This window comes from Methylocystis sp. Sn-Cys, from assembly GCF_016745395.1.
In the GTDB taxonomy this organism is placed as follows: domain Bacteria; phylum Pseudomonadota; class Alphaproteobacteria; order Rhizobiales; family Beijerinckiaceae; genus Methylocystis; species Methylocystis iwaonis.
The window spans coordinates 36,249-51,706 of the sequence record NZ_JAERVJ010000011.1; the positions used below are offsets into that span (position 1 = coordinate 36,249).

At 63.5% G+C, this 15,458-nt stretch carries 17 protein-coding genes; 14 read left to right on the forward strand and 3 right to left on the reverse strand.

Annotated elements, in window-relative coordinates; translation table 11 throughout:
- Positions 1–26: 26 nt before the first annotated feature.
- Entirely contained in the window at positions 27–1,706 is a 1,680-nt protein-coding gene (locus JJT62_RS17965; RefSeq protein ID WP_202074171.1) for an electron transfer flavoprotein-ubiquinone oxidoreductase, read from the reverse strand.
- Between the two features lie 234 nt (positions 1,707–1,940).
- Between JJT62_RS17965 and JJT62_RS17970 the strand changes: the two genes are divergently transcribed.
- The 7 genes from JJT62_RS17970 (at position 1,941) to JJT62_RS19270 (ending at position 8,162) form a co-directional block, all read left to right on the forward strand.
- On the forward strand, positions 1,941–2,933 hold the full coding sequence (locus JJT62_RS17970; RefSeq protein WP_202074172.1) for an HlyD family secretion protein: 993 nt from the start codon (positions 1,941–1,943) through the stop codon (positions 2,931–2,933).
- Positions 2,934–3,111: 178 nt separating this feature from the next.
- On the forward strand, positions 3,112–4,047 hold the full coding sequence (locus tag JJT62_RS17975; RefSeq protein ID WP_202074173.1) for an ABC transporter ATP-binding protein: 936 nt from the start codon (positions 3,112–3,114) through the stop codon (positions 4,045–4,047).
- The gene (locus JJT62_RS17980) at positions 4,044–5,225 is read left to right on the forward strand and encodes an ABC transporter permease (RefSeq protein WP_202074174.1); all 1,182 of its coding nucleotides are present in this window, start codon (positions 4,044–4,046) and stop codon (positions 5,223–5,225) included. The genes JJT62_RS17975 and JJT62_RS17980 overlap by 4 nt, the downstream gene beginning before the upstream one ends.
- A 43-nt stretch (positions 5,226–5,268) precedes the next feature.
- Entirely contained in the window at positions 5,269–5,478 is a 210-nt protein-coding gene (locus tag JJT62_RS17985) for a hypothetical protein (RefSeq protein ID WP_202074175.1), read from the forward strand.
- Between the two features lie 20 nt (positions 5,479–5,498).
- The gene (locus tag JJT62_RS17990; protein WP_202074176.1) at positions 5,499–5,924 is read left to right on the forward strand and encodes a hypothetical protein; all 426 of its coding nucleotides are present in this window, start codon (positions 5,499–5,501) and stop codon (positions 5,922–5,924) included.
- A 97-nt stretch (positions 5,925–6,021) separates the two neighbouring features.
- Entirely contained in the window at positions 6,022–7,644 is a 1,623-nt protein-coding gene (locus tag JJT62_RS17995; protein ID WP_202074177.1) for an ABC-F family ATP-binding cassette domain-containing protein, read from the forward strand.
- A 200-nt stretch (positions 7,645–7,844) separates the two neighbouring features.
- Entirely contained in the window at positions 7,845–8,162 is a 318-nt protein-coding gene (locus JJT62_RS19270) for a hypothetical protein (protein ID WP_246744987.1), read from the forward strand.
- 50 nt (positions 8,163–8,212) lie between these two features.
- Here JJT62_RS19270 and JJT62_RS18005 read toward each other — a convergent pair whose 3' ends face one another.
- Positions 8,213–8,584: a helix-turn-helix transcriptional regulator gene (locus JJT62_RS18005; protein ID WP_202074178.1), complete on the reverse strand. Its 372-nt coding sequence runs from the start codon at positions 8,582–8,584 to the stop codon at positions 8,213–8,215.
- A gap of 85 nt (positions 8,585–8,669) precedes the next feature.
- The gene (locus tag JJT62_RS18010; protein ID WP_202074179.1) at positions 8,670–10,610 is read right to left on the reverse strand and encodes an ABC transporter ATP-binding protein; all 1,941 of its coding nucleotides are present in this window, start codon (positions 10,608–10,610) and stop codon (positions 8,670–8,672) included.
- Between the two features lie 111 nt (positions 10,611–10,721).
- Here JJT62_RS18010 and JJT62_RS18015 point away from each other — a divergent pair, with 111 nt between their 5' ends.
- From JJT62_RS18015 to thrS, 7 genes are all read left to right on the forward strand, one after another.
- The gene (locus tag JJT62_RS18015; protein WP_202074180.1) at positions 10,722–10,907 is read left to right on the forward strand and encodes a hypothetical protein; all 186 of its coding nucleotides are present in this window, start codon (positions 10,722–10,724) and stop codon (positions 10,905–10,907) included.
- A gap of 46 nt (positions 10,908–10,953) precedes the next feature.
- On the forward strand, positions 10,954–11,391 hold the full coding sequence (locus JJT62_RS18020; RefSeq protein ID WP_246744988.1) for a KGG domain-containing protein: 438 nt from the start codon (positions 10,954–10,956) through the stop codon (positions 11,389–11,391).
- Between the two features lie 25 nt (positions 11,392–11,416).
- A complete protein-coding gene (locus JJT62_RS18025) occupies positions 11,417–11,614 on the forward strand; it encodes a hypothetical protein (RefSeq protein ID WP_202074181.1) in 198 nt (65 codons plus the stop codon).
- Between the two features lie 28 nt (positions 11,615–11,642).
- On the forward strand, positions 11,643–11,843 hold the full coding sequence (locus JJT62_RS18030; RefSeq protein WP_202074182.1) for a hypothetical protein: 201 nt from the start codon (positions 11,643–11,645) through the stop codon (positions 11,841–11,843).
- A gap of 37 nt (positions 11,844–11,880) precedes the next feature.
- Positions 11,881–12,105 (forward strand): hypothetical protein, encoded by a 225-nt coding sequence (locus JJT62_RS18035; RefSeq protein ID WP_246744989.1) that lies wholly within the window; start codon positions 11,881–11,883, stop codon positions 12,103–12,105.
- Between the two features lie 18 nt (positions 12,106–12,123).
- A complete protein-coding gene (locus tag JJT62_RS18040; protein WP_202074184.1) occupies positions 12,124–12,420 on the forward strand; it encodes a DUF2795 domain-containing protein in 297 nt (98 codons plus the stop codon).
- A 240-nt stretch (positions 12,421–12,660) separates the two neighbouring features.
- Positions 12,661–14,598, forward strand: coding sequence for a threonine--tRNA ligase (gene thrS, locus JJT62_RS18045; RefSeq protein WP_202074185.1), 1,938 nt, complete (start codon positions 12,661–12,663; stop codon positions 14,596–14,598).
- Positions 14,599–15,458: the final 860 nt, after the last annotated feature.

The window sequence follows — 15,458 nt, forward strand, 5'->3', positions numbered from 1 at the left end:
GACAAGACGCCCCAGCGGAAACGGCCTTACATATTCGGATAGTTTGGCCCGCCGCCGCCTTCCGGCGGAACCCAGGTGATGTTCTGCGCCGGGTCCTTGATGTCGCAGGTCTTGCAGTGCACGCAGTTTTGCGCGTTGATCACGAAGCGCGGATCGGCCTTCGCCTCCTCATCGCCATAGACGACTTCATAGACGCCCGCCGGGCAGTAGAGTCGCGCCGGCTCGCCATAGATCGGCAAGTTTTTCTCGATCGGAATCGACGGGTCGACCAGCTTGAGATGCACCGGCTGGTCTTCCTCGTGGTTCGTGTTCGAGACGAAGACCGAGGAGAGCTTGTCGAAAGCCGGCTTCTGCGTGAGCTTCTGATAGATGATCGGGGTGACTTCCGAGAGCGGCTTCAGGCAGGCATGGTCCGGCTTGCCGTGCTTAACCGTGCCGAAGAACGAAAAGCCGAAAAGCTCGTTCGTCCACATGTCGAGGCCAAAGAGCGGCGCCCCGAGGTAAGTGCCGAGCTTGGACCAGATGGGCTTCACATTGCGCACCGGCTTGAGGTCGCGACCGATGTCCGACGCGCGCCAGGCGGCGTCGTAAGCACTCACCTCGTCATGCGCGCGGCCTTCGGCGATCGCCGCGGCCACATGCTCGGCAGCGAGCATGCCAGAGAGAATGGCGTTGTGAGAGCCCTTGATGCGCGGCACATTCATGAAGCCGGCCGCGCAGCCGATCAGCGCGCCGCCGGGGAAAACCAGCTTGGGCACGCTCTGCCAACCGCCTTCGGTGAGCGCGCGCGCGCCATAGGCGAGACGCTCGCCGCCTTCCAGCGTCGGCGCGACCATCGGATGACATTTGAAGCGTTGGAATTCGTCGAAGGGCGAGAGCGTCGGGTTCGAATAGTTCAAGTGCACGACGAAACCGACCGACACCAGCCCATCCTCGAAATGATAGAGGAAGGAGCCGCCGCCCGTGTCGGACTGCAGAGGCCAGCCGAAGGAGTGCTGCACGCGGCCGGGATGGTGCTTCTCCTTGGGGATGCGCCACAGCTCCTTGAAGCCGATGCCGAATTTCTGCACGTCGCTGTTCTTGCAGAGATCGTATTTGGCGAGCAGTTGCTTCGACAGAGAGCCGCGCGCGCCTTCCGCAAAGAGCGTATATTTGGCGCGCAGCTCCATGCCGCGGGTGAAGCTGTCCTTTGGCGTCCCGTCGCGGTCGACGCCCATGTCGCCCGTGGCGATGCCGAGCACCTCGCCCTTGTCGCCGTAGAGAATCTCTGCGCCGGCGAAGCCCGGGTAAATTTCTACGCCCAGCGCCTCGGCCTCCGAGGCCAAGAAGCGCACGACATTGCCGAGCGAGCCGATGAAATTGCCGTGGTTATTCATCAGCTTCGGCATCAAGATATTGGGGATGCGGAAGCCGCCCTTTTCGGAAAGCAGCAGGAACTGGTCGTCGTGCACCTGCGTCTTCAGCGGCGCTTCGTCATGCGAGCGCCAGGAGGGGAGGAGGCGATCGAGGCCGATGGGATCGATGACGGCGCCGGAGAGAATATGCGCGCCGGGCTCGGAGCCTTTTTCGATGACGACGACGGAGAGATCGGGCGCGACCTGCTTGAGCCGAATCGCGGCGGCGAGGCCGGCCGGTCCCGCGCCGACGATCGCCACATCATAGTCCATGCCCTCGCGCTCAGGCAATTCCGTAATCTCTTCAGACATTTCCGATCCCTTTTCGCGTCCTTTTCGCGCAGCGTCGGCGGCACTCTAGCCTTTTTCTTCGCGGCGCGCCAAAACTAGGCCCTGGAGTCGGCGGATTGGGCGGCTCGGAGGCGATCAACCGATGTTTTCTTGCCTCTCCTGGCCTGCCGCAGTCTGGTTGTTTATCGCGGCGACTGCATTGCACAATCTGGAAGAGGCGCTCTGGTTGCCGGGTCCGCACGAAAGCGCGGGCGCATGAAGCGGCTCGGCCTTCTCCTTGTCATTCTTATCCTTGCCGCCGGTCTTTGGTGGGGCCTCACGCGCAACAATGGGTTGCGGCAGATTGCCTTCCTTGGCTACGTGGAAGGTGAAACCCTCTACATTGGCCCCAATGAAGGCGAGCGGCTGGCGCAGCTCTTCGTTGCGGCAGGCTCCGTGGTGAAGCCCGGCGATCGGTTGTTCAACATGTCGACGACGCTTCTCGATCGCAGCCGCGCCGAGGCCGTCGCGCGCATTGGCCAGCTCGAGGCGCAGGTCCAGAACCTCCAGGCGGCCATTAACCGGCCGCAGCAGATCGCCGTGCTGCAAGCCGCGCTGGAGCGCGCCGAGGCGGCGCTGACCCTGTCGCGCAATGATTACGACCGCCAGCGTAAGCTCTTCGCCACCGGCGACATTCCGAAATCGACGCTCGACCGCGCCGAAATGGCGCTGAGGCGCGACGAAGCCAGCGTGAAGGAGGCGCGGCGACAGGTGGAGGCGGCGCGGATTCCGGGGCGCACGCAGGAAATCGAGGCGGCGCAGGCATCGCTCAATCAGGCACATGCGCAATTGCAGGCGATCGACATTCGCATCGGCCGCCAGAATGTCGTCGCGCCGGCCGGCGGGGTGGTGCAGGACGTGTTTTTTCGCCCCGGCGAAGTGGTCAACGCCGGCCAACCCGTGGTGGCGCTGCTGCCGCCCGAGAACCGCAAGGTGCGGTTCTATGTGCCGGAGCCGCGCCTCGCCGGCGTCCGGCTCGGCGCGCGCGCGCGGGTGCAATGCGACGGCTGTCCGGGGGATCTCTACGGCCGCATTTCCTTCGTCGCGAGCCGGCAGGAATATACGCCGCCGGTGATTTTCAGCGACGTCGAGCGGGCGAAACTCGTATTCAAAGTGGAAGCGCGGCTCGAAGGGAAGGCGCGGGAACTGCCCTTGGGGATGCCGGTTTCAGTGACGCCGTTGGCGGAAGCGGCGGAGGCGGGGAAGTGAGAAAGCCGCAACTGTCTTTGGCTATTGCCGGGAATCTCTCGGCGTCATGCCCGGCCTCGTGCCGGGCATCCACGCCAGGCAGCCGCGGCGCCGTCGCCACATCATCAAGGTCTTTGCAGCTTCGGGGCGTGGATGGCCGGGACAAGCCCGGCCATGACGGCTGAGAGGCGGGCGGGCAATGATAGAATCAGCGTCGCCCGATATTGCGATCGACGTCTCGGGCCTCACCAAAATCTTTGGGGAGAAGAAGGTCGTCGATAATTTCACCCTGCGCGTGCGTCGCGGCCATATCCAAGGCTTCCTAGGCCCGAACGGCAGCGGCAAAACCACGACGATCCGCATGCTCTGCGGCCTGTTGACGCCCGATGGCGGCGAGGGGCGCTGCCTCGGCCTCGACATCCGCACGCAGCAGGACGAGATCAAGCGCCAGGTCGGCTACATGACCCAGGGCTTCTCGCTCTATCGCGATCTCACCATTCGTGAAAATCTCGAATTCGTCGCGCGCATCTATGGTCTCGAGGCGCCGGAAGACATGGCGCAGTCGGCGCTGGAGCGGCTGGGGCTCACGGCGCGGGCGGGTCAGCTTGCAGGCGAACTCTCCGGCGGCTGGAAGCAGCGGCTGGCGCTTGGCGCCTGCATTCTGCCGGGGCCTTCGCTGCTTCTCCTGGACGAGCCGACGGCCGGCGTCGATCCGAAAGCCCGCCGCGATTTCTGGGACGAGATCCACCATCTCGCCAATGAAGGCCTCACCGTCCTCGTCTCGACGCATTACATGGACGAGGCCGAGCGTTGCCACGAGATTGCGTATATTCTCGATGGGAAACTGCTGGTCTCGGGCACGATCGAGGACATTATCCGCAACGCAGGGCTCACGACCTATGTCGTCACCGGCGAAGGACTCGACGCTTTGGCGGCCGAATTGAAACATGCGCCGGGCGTCGACATGGTCGCGCGTTTCGGCGCGGCCCTGCATGTCGGCGGTCGCGATGCGCGCGCGATGGAAACGGTCGCCGCGCGCTACGCCGACGCCGCGCATCGCTGGACGCATGACCAGCCGACGCTGGAAGACGTCTTCATCGATCTGATGACGCGCAACCATCGGAACGGCCAATGACGGAAGCGCCGAGGCACATGGATGCGCGGCCCGCGCGGCGGGGACGCCTCGCGCAATCCTGGCAGCGGCTCGTCGCCATGTTCGTGAAAGAGTTTATTCAGCTCCGCCGCGACCGGCCGACGCTCGGCATGATCGTGGGCATTCCGCTCATGCAATTGCTGCTCTTCGGCTTTGCGATCAACACGGACCCAAAGCATTTGCCCACTGCAGTGCTGATGAGCGACGACAGCCCGATTGCCCGCGCGCTCCTCGGCGCTTTGCGGGCGACAGACTATTTCGACGTCAAATATGTCGCGAAGGGAGAGGAGGACGCCGATGCGTTGATCCTTTCCAACCGCGCGCTCTTCGTCATCCAGATCCCGCCGGATTTCTCGCGCCGGCTGGTGCGCGGCGAGCGTCCTTCGCTCCTTGTCATTGCCGACGCCACAGACCCCACGGCGACCATCGGCGCCGTTGCGGCGGCCGCCGGCGCCGCCAATCAAGCGCTCGATCGCGAGCTTACCGGACCGCTCGCGTCACTCGCTCAAAATGCGCCGCCCTTCGATTTGCAGGTGCAGCGACGCTACAATCCGGCGGGCGAGGCGCGCCGTAATATCGTGCCGGGGCTCATCGGCACCATCCTCACCATGACGATGCTGATCTATACGGCGCTGTCGGTCACGCGCGAGACGGAGCGCGGCACGATGGAAGCGCTGCTCGCCATGCCGGTGAAGCCCGTTGAAATCATGCTCGGCAAGATCACGCCCTATGTTTTGGTTGGCGCCGTGCAAATGGCGACGATTCTGATCGTTGCGCGCTTTCTCTTTCAAGTGCCCATCGTCGGCTCGCTCTTCGTGCTCGTGCCGCTGACGCTGCTGTTCATCATCGCCAATCTGTCGATGGGCTATACGCTGTCGACCATCGCCGAGAATCAGCTCCAGGCGATTCAGATGACCTTCTTTTTCTTCCTGCCGAGCATGTTGCTCTCGGGCTTCCTCTTTCCCTTCTATGGCATGCCGGTCTGGGCGCAATATATCGGCGAGGCGCTGCCGCTCACCCATTTTTTGCGAATCGTGCGCGCTGTGATGTTGAAAGGCTCGGGCTTCGTCGATCTCGCGACGGACGCCGGCGCATTGGCGCTGTTCGCGCTTGTCGCAATGAGCATTGCCGTCATGCGCTTCCGCCAGACGCTGGATTGACGGATGGCCGCGGACGCCTAACATTGAGACCATGGAGGCAGCCATGACGAAGCCAGAAGCCGACCCGATCACGCGCTTCAACACGATTTGGAAAGTTGCATTCGTTCTCGCGCTGCTTCTCGGCGCCTATAATCTCTGGTCCTTCTTCAACAGCAGCCGCTATCAGGCCCTCTGCGGCGCCTCTTATTGGGAGTTGAGCCGCGCGCAGCTCGACGGCTGCCTGGAGCAGAAGCAAAATCTGGAAGGCAAATAGGTCCGCGAGGGGAAATCGCGATGGGCAAGACTTTCGCTTACGCCATTTGCTGTGCGCTTATGCCGGCGGCGGCTGGCGCCACCGAGATTCACCTCGATTGCGCGCGGTCGAACCAGACGGCGATGGTCGATATCGACACCGACCGGCAGTTTTTGCAGATCATGTGGGGCGAAGGCGTCGCCGAGGAATATAAGCAGGGCGACTCCTATATTTCCGGGCCGGACAAATACGGGCGCAAGGAGAAGGTCGTCTATGTGATGGGTCTCGACAAGAGCCTCGTCACCTTCGGCACGGATCGGCTCTGCATGGAGGACGGCGCCAAAAAATGCCGCGAGCAACACGTGCGCAACACACTTGACGTCGCGCGCGGCGAAATGAAATACGATAACGGCGACGAGATCGCCGTTCTGACCTGCCATCCCGCGCCGCCGGGGCGGCGGTTTTAGGCGTAAAACCGCGCTCCCAGCTTCTGACGGGCCCACTTTCATCCGGAAAGGCTGCGGCGTCGTAAGTCGCGCAGCTCCCTCCGTGACAAGGGCCCCTATGATTCGCCTGGAAAACATCAGCAAGCAGAACGGCTCCCAGATTCTCTTCGTCGAGGCGTCGGCGGCGCTCCTGAAAGGGGAAAAAGCCGGCCTCGTCGGCCCGAACGGCGCCGGCAAGACGACGCTGTTTCGGATGATCTCGGGCCGCGAGCTGCCAGACGAAGGCCAGGTCTCGACCGATCGCGGGGTCACGATCGGCTATTTCAATCAGGAGGTCGGCGAAATGTCGGGCCGCAGCGCCGTGGCCGAGGTGATGGACGGGGCGGGGCCCGTCAGCATCGTCGCCGCTGAGCTGCGGGAGCTCGAGGCGGCCATGGCCGATCCCGACCGCGCCGACGATATGGACGCGATCATCGAACGCTATGGCGAAGTGCAGGGCCGCTTCGAGGAACTCGACGGCTATGCGCTGGACGGGCGCGCGCGCGAGGTCCTCGCCGGCCTCAACTTCAGCCAGGAGATGATGGACGGTGACGTCGGCGCGCTGTCGGGCGGATGGAAGATGCGCGTCGCGCTCGCCCGCATCCTGCTCATGCGGCCGGACGCCATGTTGCTCGACGAGCCGAGCAACCATCTCGACATCGAAAGCCTCATCTGGCTCGAGGCGTTTCTGAAAGGCTATGAGGGCGCGCTGCTGATGACCTCGCATGATCGCGAATTCATGAATCGCATCGTCGATAAGGTCATTGAGATCGACGGCGGCGCGCTGAATACCTATTCCGGCGATTATGAATTCTACGAGCAGCAGCGTGCGCTGAACGAAAAGCAGCAGCAGGCGCAATTCGAGCGTCAGCAGGCGATGCTCGCCAAGGAGATCAAATTCATCGAGCGCTTCAAGGCGCGCGCCTCGCACGCGGCGCAGGTGCAGAGCCGCGTGAAGAAGCTCGACAAGATCGAGAAGATCGAGCCGCCGAAGCGCCGCCAGACCATACTCTTCGAATTCCGGCCCGCGCCGCGCTCGGGAGAGGATGTCGCGACGCTGAAGAGCGTGCACAAGAGCTACGGCAGCCGGCGCATCTATGAAGGGCTCGATTTCGCGGTGCGCCGCAAGGAACGCTGGGCCGTGATGGGCGTCAACGGGGCCGGGAAATCGACGCTTCTCAAGCTCATCGCAGGCGCGGCGCAGCCGGACGACGGCGCGGTGACGATCGGCGCCAGCGTGAAAATGGGTTATTTCGCCCAGCACGCCATGGAGCTTCTCGACGGCGACCGCACGGTTTTCGAGGAGCTGGAATACACTTTTCCGCAGGCGGGGCAGGGGTCGCTGCGCACGCTCGCTGGCTGTTTTGGGTTTTCGGGCGACGACGCGGAGAAGAAGTGCAATTTTCTCTCTGGCGGTGAGAAGGCGCGGCTCGTCATGGCCAAGATGCTGTACGATCCGCCGAACTTTCTCGTGCTCGACGAGCCCACCAACCATCTCGATCTCGCGACGAAAGAGATGCTCATCGCCGCGCTCGCCGAATATGAGGGCGCGATGCTGTTCGTCTCGCATGATCGCCGCTTCCTGGGGGCGCTTTCAAATCGCGTTCTCGAGCTGACGCCCGAGGGCGTTCATAAATATGATGGGGGCTATACGGAATATGTTGCGCGCGCGGGCTATGAAGCGCCGGGATTGCACGATTGACCGGCGCGGCTTCTTCTTGGAACTATTATAAAAAGCTCAATATTTGAGCGCTCCGCCCGCTTGGCTAAATCTCGGACATGCGCCACTATGTTGCGTGTCTATATAGCGCTGGCGGGCGGCCTCCAAAGCTGGGCCGGGAGAGAAGATCGGACGCTGCTCTCTTGACCATCGGCGCGCAACCTTGATGACGGAACGCATCCATGACCGATCTGGTTGAACAACGCGCCTTACAGTCCACGCAAACGCTTCCCGGCGCCGCCCCCGCCGAAGAGCAACCCAACGCTTTTGCGAGCGGCGTCGCTCTTCAAGACACGACTGTCCTGATCCATGTGCGCTTCCGGCCGGATGGCAAGGTTTGGGAAATCGCCGAATGCCCCGACAGCATGGATAAGGACGAATGGTTCAAGCGGCTTTGCGCCCGCGCGGGTGATAAGTTCCAGACGCGCTGCGGCGCACGCGGACTCTTCCGCCTGTCGCTCGCGCAACTCGAGGCGCTGAAAGCGCCTATTCTCCACTGATTAAGAAGAAAGCGCGGCGGCGCGTTGCGTCGCCGCGCTGCCTGCGCGTGTTATCTTCCGCAAAAGACGTCATGCAGCAGCGCGATCACGCGTTGCACGCGCTCGTCCGCGAGCGAATAATAGATTGTGCGAGAGTCGCGCCGCGTCGTCACAAGGCCGTCTTGCCGCAATCTCGCGAGGTGCTGCGAGAGCGCGGATTGGCTCAGCCCAACGGCCTCCTGCAAATCTGTGACGCAGATCTCGCCCTTATGCAGCTCGCACAAAACCATGAGCCGATGCGCATTGGCGATCGCTTTCAGAAAATGCTCGGCCTCCTCGGCCTTGGGAATGAGGGCCTGGATAACGTCGGCTTGCGGTTTCGACGTCGAGCTTCTGGCTGTCCTCTGGGGTTTCGGCAAAAGCGTGAGATCCTGAAGCGTCATATGCGTGGCCCCTTGCTGGTCAGCGGGCAGATCGCGTTCTGAAAAAGCCATGTTGACGCAGTGCTAGCGCCAATCCGGACTATAGTCAACTAGTTCTATAGACTTTGGCAGCAACTTCTTGTTCGGCCGTCGCAACTTTGGCGTCCCGGCCTTTGCGCCCAGCGCCGGCGCCGCGTTTAGCGCGGCGAGCGGCCTTGTCGTCTGTCTGCCGGCGCCAGAGCCGCGCATAGGCGCCGCCCTGCGCCAGAAGCTGCGCATGCGTGCCGGTTTCGACGATCCGCCCGGCGTGCATCGCAAAGACCTGATCGCAGTCCACGACTGAATCGAGCCGATGGGTGACGAGCAGGACGGTGCGGCGTCTCTTGAGGCGGTGCAGAGTGTCGATCAGCCGCAGCTCGTTTTCGGGATCGAGCGCGCTCGTCGGTTCGTCTAGGACGAGGAAGGGCGCTTCGCTCACCAGCGCTCGTGCAATCGCGAGGCGCTGTCGTTGGCCACCTGAGAGATTCGCGCCGCCTTCGCTGAGGACTGTGTCGTAGCCCTCAGGGAGAGCGTCGATGAACTCCGCCGCGCCCGCGAGCGCCGCTGCGTCTTCGATCTCCGCGCTGCTCGCCGACGGCCTTCCATAGGCGATGTTCTCGGCGACGCTTGTCGGAAGCACGAGATTGTCTTGCGTCACGAAGGCGAAATGCGCGCGCAGGTCCACGAGACGCGCCCGGCGAATGTCGAGGCCGTCGAGCCGCACGGCGCCGCGAGACGGGTCGTGAAATCGCAGCATCAACTTGAGCAGCGAGCTTTTGCCAACGCCGCTCGGCCCGACGAAAGCGACCATCTCGCCCGGCGCGACTGTGGCCGTGATGTCCGACAGCACCGGGCAGTCGCACCGATAGGCGAAGGAAACATGGTCGAAAGAGAGACGCCGCGGGCGCGGCGGCAGCGGTTGCGCGTCCGGCCTGTCCTTGATCGCCTCAGGCTCGTCCAGGACGAAAAACACACGCCGCGCGGCGGCTTCGAACGTGCGAATTTTCGAGAAAAACTCGGCGAGCCATTTCAGAGGGTCCCAAAGCTTACGCAAATAATCCATGAAAATGATCAGCGCCCCCACCGTCATGCCGTCCGGCGTCGGCGCGAGAAACTGGTCGTGATACACGAGCCAACCGCCATAGCCGAGAATGATCGCGCCGCCGATCGAGAGGATAATGTCGCGCGCGAGCGGATAGAGCTGCTCCTGCCAGTTCAGTCGCAATAGCGCCTTTACGCTGCGCGCGACAGCGTCCTCGAAGCGGCGGAACTCGAAGGGCTCGCGTCGGAAGGCTTGCGACAGCGGCACGCGCGACATCGCCTGCTGGATATGCGCGGTGAGATCGGCGTCGATCTGCTTCGATTCGAGCGCGCGCTGGTGAATGCGCATGCCGAAACGCCAGTTGCTCCACAAGATCAGCGGAGCCACCGCATAGGCAGCGAAAGTGAGCGGCGCGCTGCGCGACAATAGTATCGCGGTCATGACGGTAAGCGTCACGGCCGCAACGGAAGTGCCGATCATAATGTCGACGACGCCCCACGGGCCGAAGGCGTCGGTGGTCAGGCGGTAGATGGAGTCGCCCAGCGGGCGCGATTGGTGATAGCCCAGATCGAGTCGTTGCAGCTTGCCGAAAAGATCGGCGCGCACGCGCGTGGTGCCCCAATAGTTCAGGTAAAAATTGATCATCATCCGCACCATCCAGGCCGAATAGCCGATGATCTGCAAAGAGAGGCCGATAATGACGAGGCCGACAATCTGCCCCGGCTTGTCCTCTGGCAGGACGGCGAGAAAATAGCCGTGCAGCCAGCCGCCTTTTGGCTCCGTTGTCAGCACCGAGTCCACGAGCACGGCAAGCGGCCAGGCTTCCAATAATCCGACGCCTACGGAAACGCCGATGAGGAAGACCAGCGTCGCGATCCAGGGCCAATTGGGCGAAAAGTAAGAGAAGGCGCGTTCGTAGACCGTGCGTTTTGCGCCGGCGTGCAGTCGCTCGTCTGTCGGGTTCATGCGCCCTTCAACGCGCGGCCAAGCAAAAAGGTCGCGCTGGCGCGCTGTGCAAACATACTGGCAAACAAGAAAAAACCTGTCTTGCGGAAGCGGGGCCGGCGATCTGCCCATATGAACGTCTTGCTACGTATTCGTACTTACTTCCCATGCTCACCGCGCAAACGATCTAGCGCTGATCGCTTCGATCGTCCGGCGATCGCGACCGGCGTTTCAGTCTCTGAAGCGCCGGCGCTGTGGCAACCGGATGAGAGGCTGCTCGGCTGGAAGGATGCGCTGACCGGCTACGGCAGGGGCTGAAAGAGCCCTCGAACTTCCAGCGCAGCGGTGGAAACGGGAGGTCAACATGCCACGCAGTCACGGCACGGAACAAGGCAAAGGCACCGAGAAGTCCAAGGGCACGATGACGGTTCAGGAAGCCGGCAAGATGGGCGGCGAGATCCGTAAGGAGGAACTCGGCCCGGAAGGCTATTCCGAGATCGGCAAGATGGGCGGCGAGGTCCGCAAGGAGCAGCTCGGCCACGAGGGCTATTCGGAAATGGGTAAGAAGGGCGGCGAGGCGCGCAAAGAGCAGCTCGGCCCGGAAGGCTATTCCGAACTCGGCAAGATGGGCGGCGAAGCGCGCAAGGAGCAGCTCGGTCCTGAGGGATACTCCGAACTCGGCCACAAGGGCGGGCAGCGCGTGAAGCAGCTCATCGAGGAAGGCAAGCGCGCCGAAGGCGAGGGCGCTGGCGAGGAGGAAGAAGGCGGCGAGGAAAGCCCTCGCGGCAAACCGCGCCACTGACGCCGACTTTTGAAGGAGAAGCGAGATGGCCCAGCGGCAATCTGGTCAGGAACCCGGGAAGGCCGGCAAGGGAAAGATGACCGTCCAGGAAGCCGGCCACCTCGGCGGCGAGAAGGGCGGCCATAAGGGCGGTCAGCGGGTCAAGGAGCTGATCGAGGAAGGCAAGGAGAAAGAACAGGAACAGTCGACGGGCAAGGGCGCCCAACCCAAGCAGCGCCACTGACGGTGGGCCACAGGAGAAGGACGCCATCATGCCGCAGAAGCACACTGAGCCCGAGAAGCCGCCGGTTCGGCACGGGCAGATGACGGTCGAGGAGGCGGGACGCCTCGGTGGCCACAAGGGCGGCCAGCGCGTGAAGCAGCTTGTCGAGGAAGGCAAGCGCGTCGAGCGCGCGGAAGGCGCCGAGGACATCGAGAACACGCAGGATGAAGAGGAGGACGGCGAAGCCTGATCCTTGGGTTTCGCCGCAACGGCGAAAGGAACAGAAGATGCCGCAGAAACACAGTGGAACGCAGGGCGGCGGGAAGTCGCCGGCCAAGCCGATGACCGTCAAGGAAGCCGGCAAGATGGGCGGCGAGATCCGCAAAGAAGAGCTGGGGCCCGAGGGCTATTCCGAGCTTGGCCACAAGGGTGGGCAGCGCGTGAAGGAGCTCATCGAGGAAGGCAAGCGCTCGGAAGGCGGCGGCCCCGCGAAGGGCGGCAAGAAGCACTAGCCTCGCTAGGAGGACATCATGCCTCGAACGACCGAAAACACGGGCGAGGGTCGCGGCAGCGGCCATAAGGGACCTGCGAAGGGCTTCGCCTTCGGCGTCGCATCGGTGACGCAGGCGCTCCATGGCGCAAGCTTCCCGATCTCCAAGGAGGATCTCATCCGAGAGCACGGCAAGGAGGAGGTCAACTGGACGAAGGACAGCTCCGAAAGTCTGGGCGACATTCTCAGGGACGTGGATAAGGACGAGTTCCTTTCGGTCGCCGACGTCGCTTCGGCCGTTTCCGAAGCGCACCGGGAGGAGGGGGAGGAGGAGTAGCTTCCCCCCTCCAAGACCATCGACCAAGACCGTCGACCAGAGGGGGGCCGGCGGGCTGCTCGAAAGCAATATTCCGGAGATTGCGAAGCGTTGTTTTTTGCGCAGAAGCCGGCGGCGGAGGCTGACTGGCTGCGGCCTCGATTGCGCCGCCGCGCCCGCGGCGTTACAACGCGCTCCTTCACACATCGCCAGCGACTCACGCCGATCCGTGTCGGCGAATGAGCGCGACAGGAGCGTCAAATGGTTGCGGTTACTTTCCCCGACGGGGCGTCCCGTCAGTTCGAGGCCGGCGTCACGGGCTTCGACATCGCCAAAAGCATCTCCCCCTCTCTGGCCAAGCGCAGCGTCGCCATGACGCTCGACGGCGCGCTCGTCGATCTGATGAAGCCGGTCGAGAAGGACGCAAAGCTCGAATTCGTCTCGCGCGATGACCCCCGCGCGCTGGAGCTTATTCGCCACGACGCCGCCCATGTGCTGGCCGAGGCCGTGCAGGAGCTTTACCCCGGCACGCAGGTCACCATCGGCCCGGTCATCGAGAACGGCTTCTATTACGATTTCCATCGCGCCGAACCCTTCACGCTCGAGGACCTGCCCGTCATCGAGAAGAAGATGCGCGAGATCATCGCCCGCGACGCGCCGATCGTGCGCGAGGAATGGGACCGCGACCACGCGAAGACCTGGTTTATCGCCAAGGGCGAGACCTTCAAGGGCGAGCTGATCGACAGCATCAAGTCGGACGAGCCGCTCTCCGTCTACAAGCAGGGCCACTGGCTCGATCTCTGCCGCGGCCCGCATCTGCCGTCGGTCGGCAAGATCGGCAACGCCTTCAAGCTGATGAAGGTCGCGGGCGCCTATTGGCGCGGCGACTCGAGCAAGCCCATGCTCTCGCGCATCTACGGCACCGCCTGGACGACGCAGGAGGAACTCGACGCTTACCTGCATCGCTTGGAGGAAGCCGAGCGCCGCGACCATCGGCGCTTGGGGCGCGAGATGGATCTCTTCCATTTCCAGGAGGAGGGACCGGGCGCGATCTTTTGGCATCCCAAGGGCTGGACGCTTTTCCAGTCGCTCGTCTCCTACATGCGCCGCAAGCAGAAGGCCGCCGGATATACGGAGGTCAACACGCCGCAGGTGCTCGACCGCGCGCTGTGGGAGACCTCCGGCCATTGGCAGACCTATCGCGAGAACATGTTCGTCACCAAGACGGAGGACGAGCGCGTCTTCGCGATCAAGCCGATGAACTGCCCCGGCCATGTGCAGATCTTCAAGAACGGCTTGAAGTCCTACCGCGACTTGCCGGTGAAGATCGCCGAGTTTGGCGTCGTGCATCGCTACGAGCCCTCGGGCGCGCTGCACGGCATGATGCGCGTGCGCGCCTTCACGCAGGACGACGCGCATATCTTCTGCTCCGAAGACCAGATCATGGACGAGGCGCTGAAGATCAACGACCTCATCCTCACCATCTATCGCGACTTCGGCTTCGACGACGTTGTGGTGAAGCTCTCCACCCGTCCTGAGAAGCGTGTGGGCTCCGACGAAGCCTGGGATAAGGCGGAAGCCGCTTTGTCGCGCGTGTTGGATGAGCTCGCCAAGCGTGGGCTGAAGACCGGCGTTCAGGCGGGCGAGGGCGCTTTCTACGGGCCCAAGCTCGAATATACGCTGCGCGACGCCATCGGCCGCGAGTGGCAATGCGGCACGACGCAGGTCGACTTCAACCTGCCGGTGCGCTTCGGCGCTTTCTATATCGGCGCCGACAGCGAGAAGAAGGTCCCGGTGATGATCCACCGCGCGATGTTCGGCTCGCTGGAGCGCTTCACCGGCATATTGATCGAGCACTACGCCGGCCATCTGCCGCTGTGGCTCTCGCCGCTGCAGATCGTGATTTGCACGATCACGCAGGAGGCAGACGACTACGCCTATGAGGTTGCTGCCGCGGCCCGCAAGCTCGGCCTCAATGTCGATGTCGACGCCCGCAACGAGAAGATCACCTATAAGGTGCGCGAACATTCGCTGGCCAAGGTTCCCGTTCTTCTCGTCGCCGGCAAGAAGGAGGCGGCCGAGCGGACGATCTCCATCCGCCGCCTCGGCTCGCAGCAGCAGACGCAGCTCGGCATCGACGAGGCGCTGAGGCAGCTCGCCGATGAGGCGACGCCGCCGGATGTGAAGGGGGCGGCTTAGGGCGCATATGCCGGGGGGCGTGTTGCTGAGGCGCCCCCTCCCTGTCCCTCCCCCGTTTCACGGGAGAGGGGACACTCGCGACCAGCATTCTCAATGAAGGCCACAATCTACCCCCTCTCCCGCGAAGCGGGGGAGGGCCGGGGAGGGGGCAATCCAGCGCCACGACTCCCGCCGCCGTTTCCGACGCGAGGCGATACAGGAAGCCGGGACGCCCCGGCCCCGTTCGGCCGGTAGCGTGAAAAATAAGCGCATCGGAACCAGAGCGTCCCGGCTGCGGTCTTTATTCGCGCGCACCTTTCCGGGCCGAAGTAGCGCCATCTCGTGGCGGTTCCTCCGTCCGGCGCAGCCGCCAGACGGCGCCTGCTTCTTTCCCGGGAGGTTTGAACCTCCCGAGCGCGTCGCAAGGGCCTCGACATGCGCCGCCTCCGGCCCGCCGGCGCTTTCCCTTTCGGTACTCGGGCCGCGTGTCGCGGGCGCGAAAACTATGCCCAGCCTTTGCGTGGATTTCTCCACGCAATCTCCCCACGAAGGAGAGACCCGGCGGGCGGCGCCGGAGTCCCGCACGGAACGAGGGTCGCGTCCCGCGCTTAACCGACCCCGCCGGCGCCGCCGACCCTGACGACGCCCCTGCAAGTTGGCGAGGCGGCTGGAGTGTAAGAGAGGTTTTGGGGGTGGGGATAGATTGGAGCGAAATTTTTGATGAGGGCCGCGCTCCGCCCCTCTCCCCGCGCTTGCGTGGGGAGAGGTTGGGCGAGGGGCGTGGGGGATGAGTGGACACGAAAAACGCGGCAAGGCGTTCGTGGCCTATACGCACGCCCGGGTTCCGGCGCCGTCCCCTCACCCAGCCTCGCAAGTGGGGA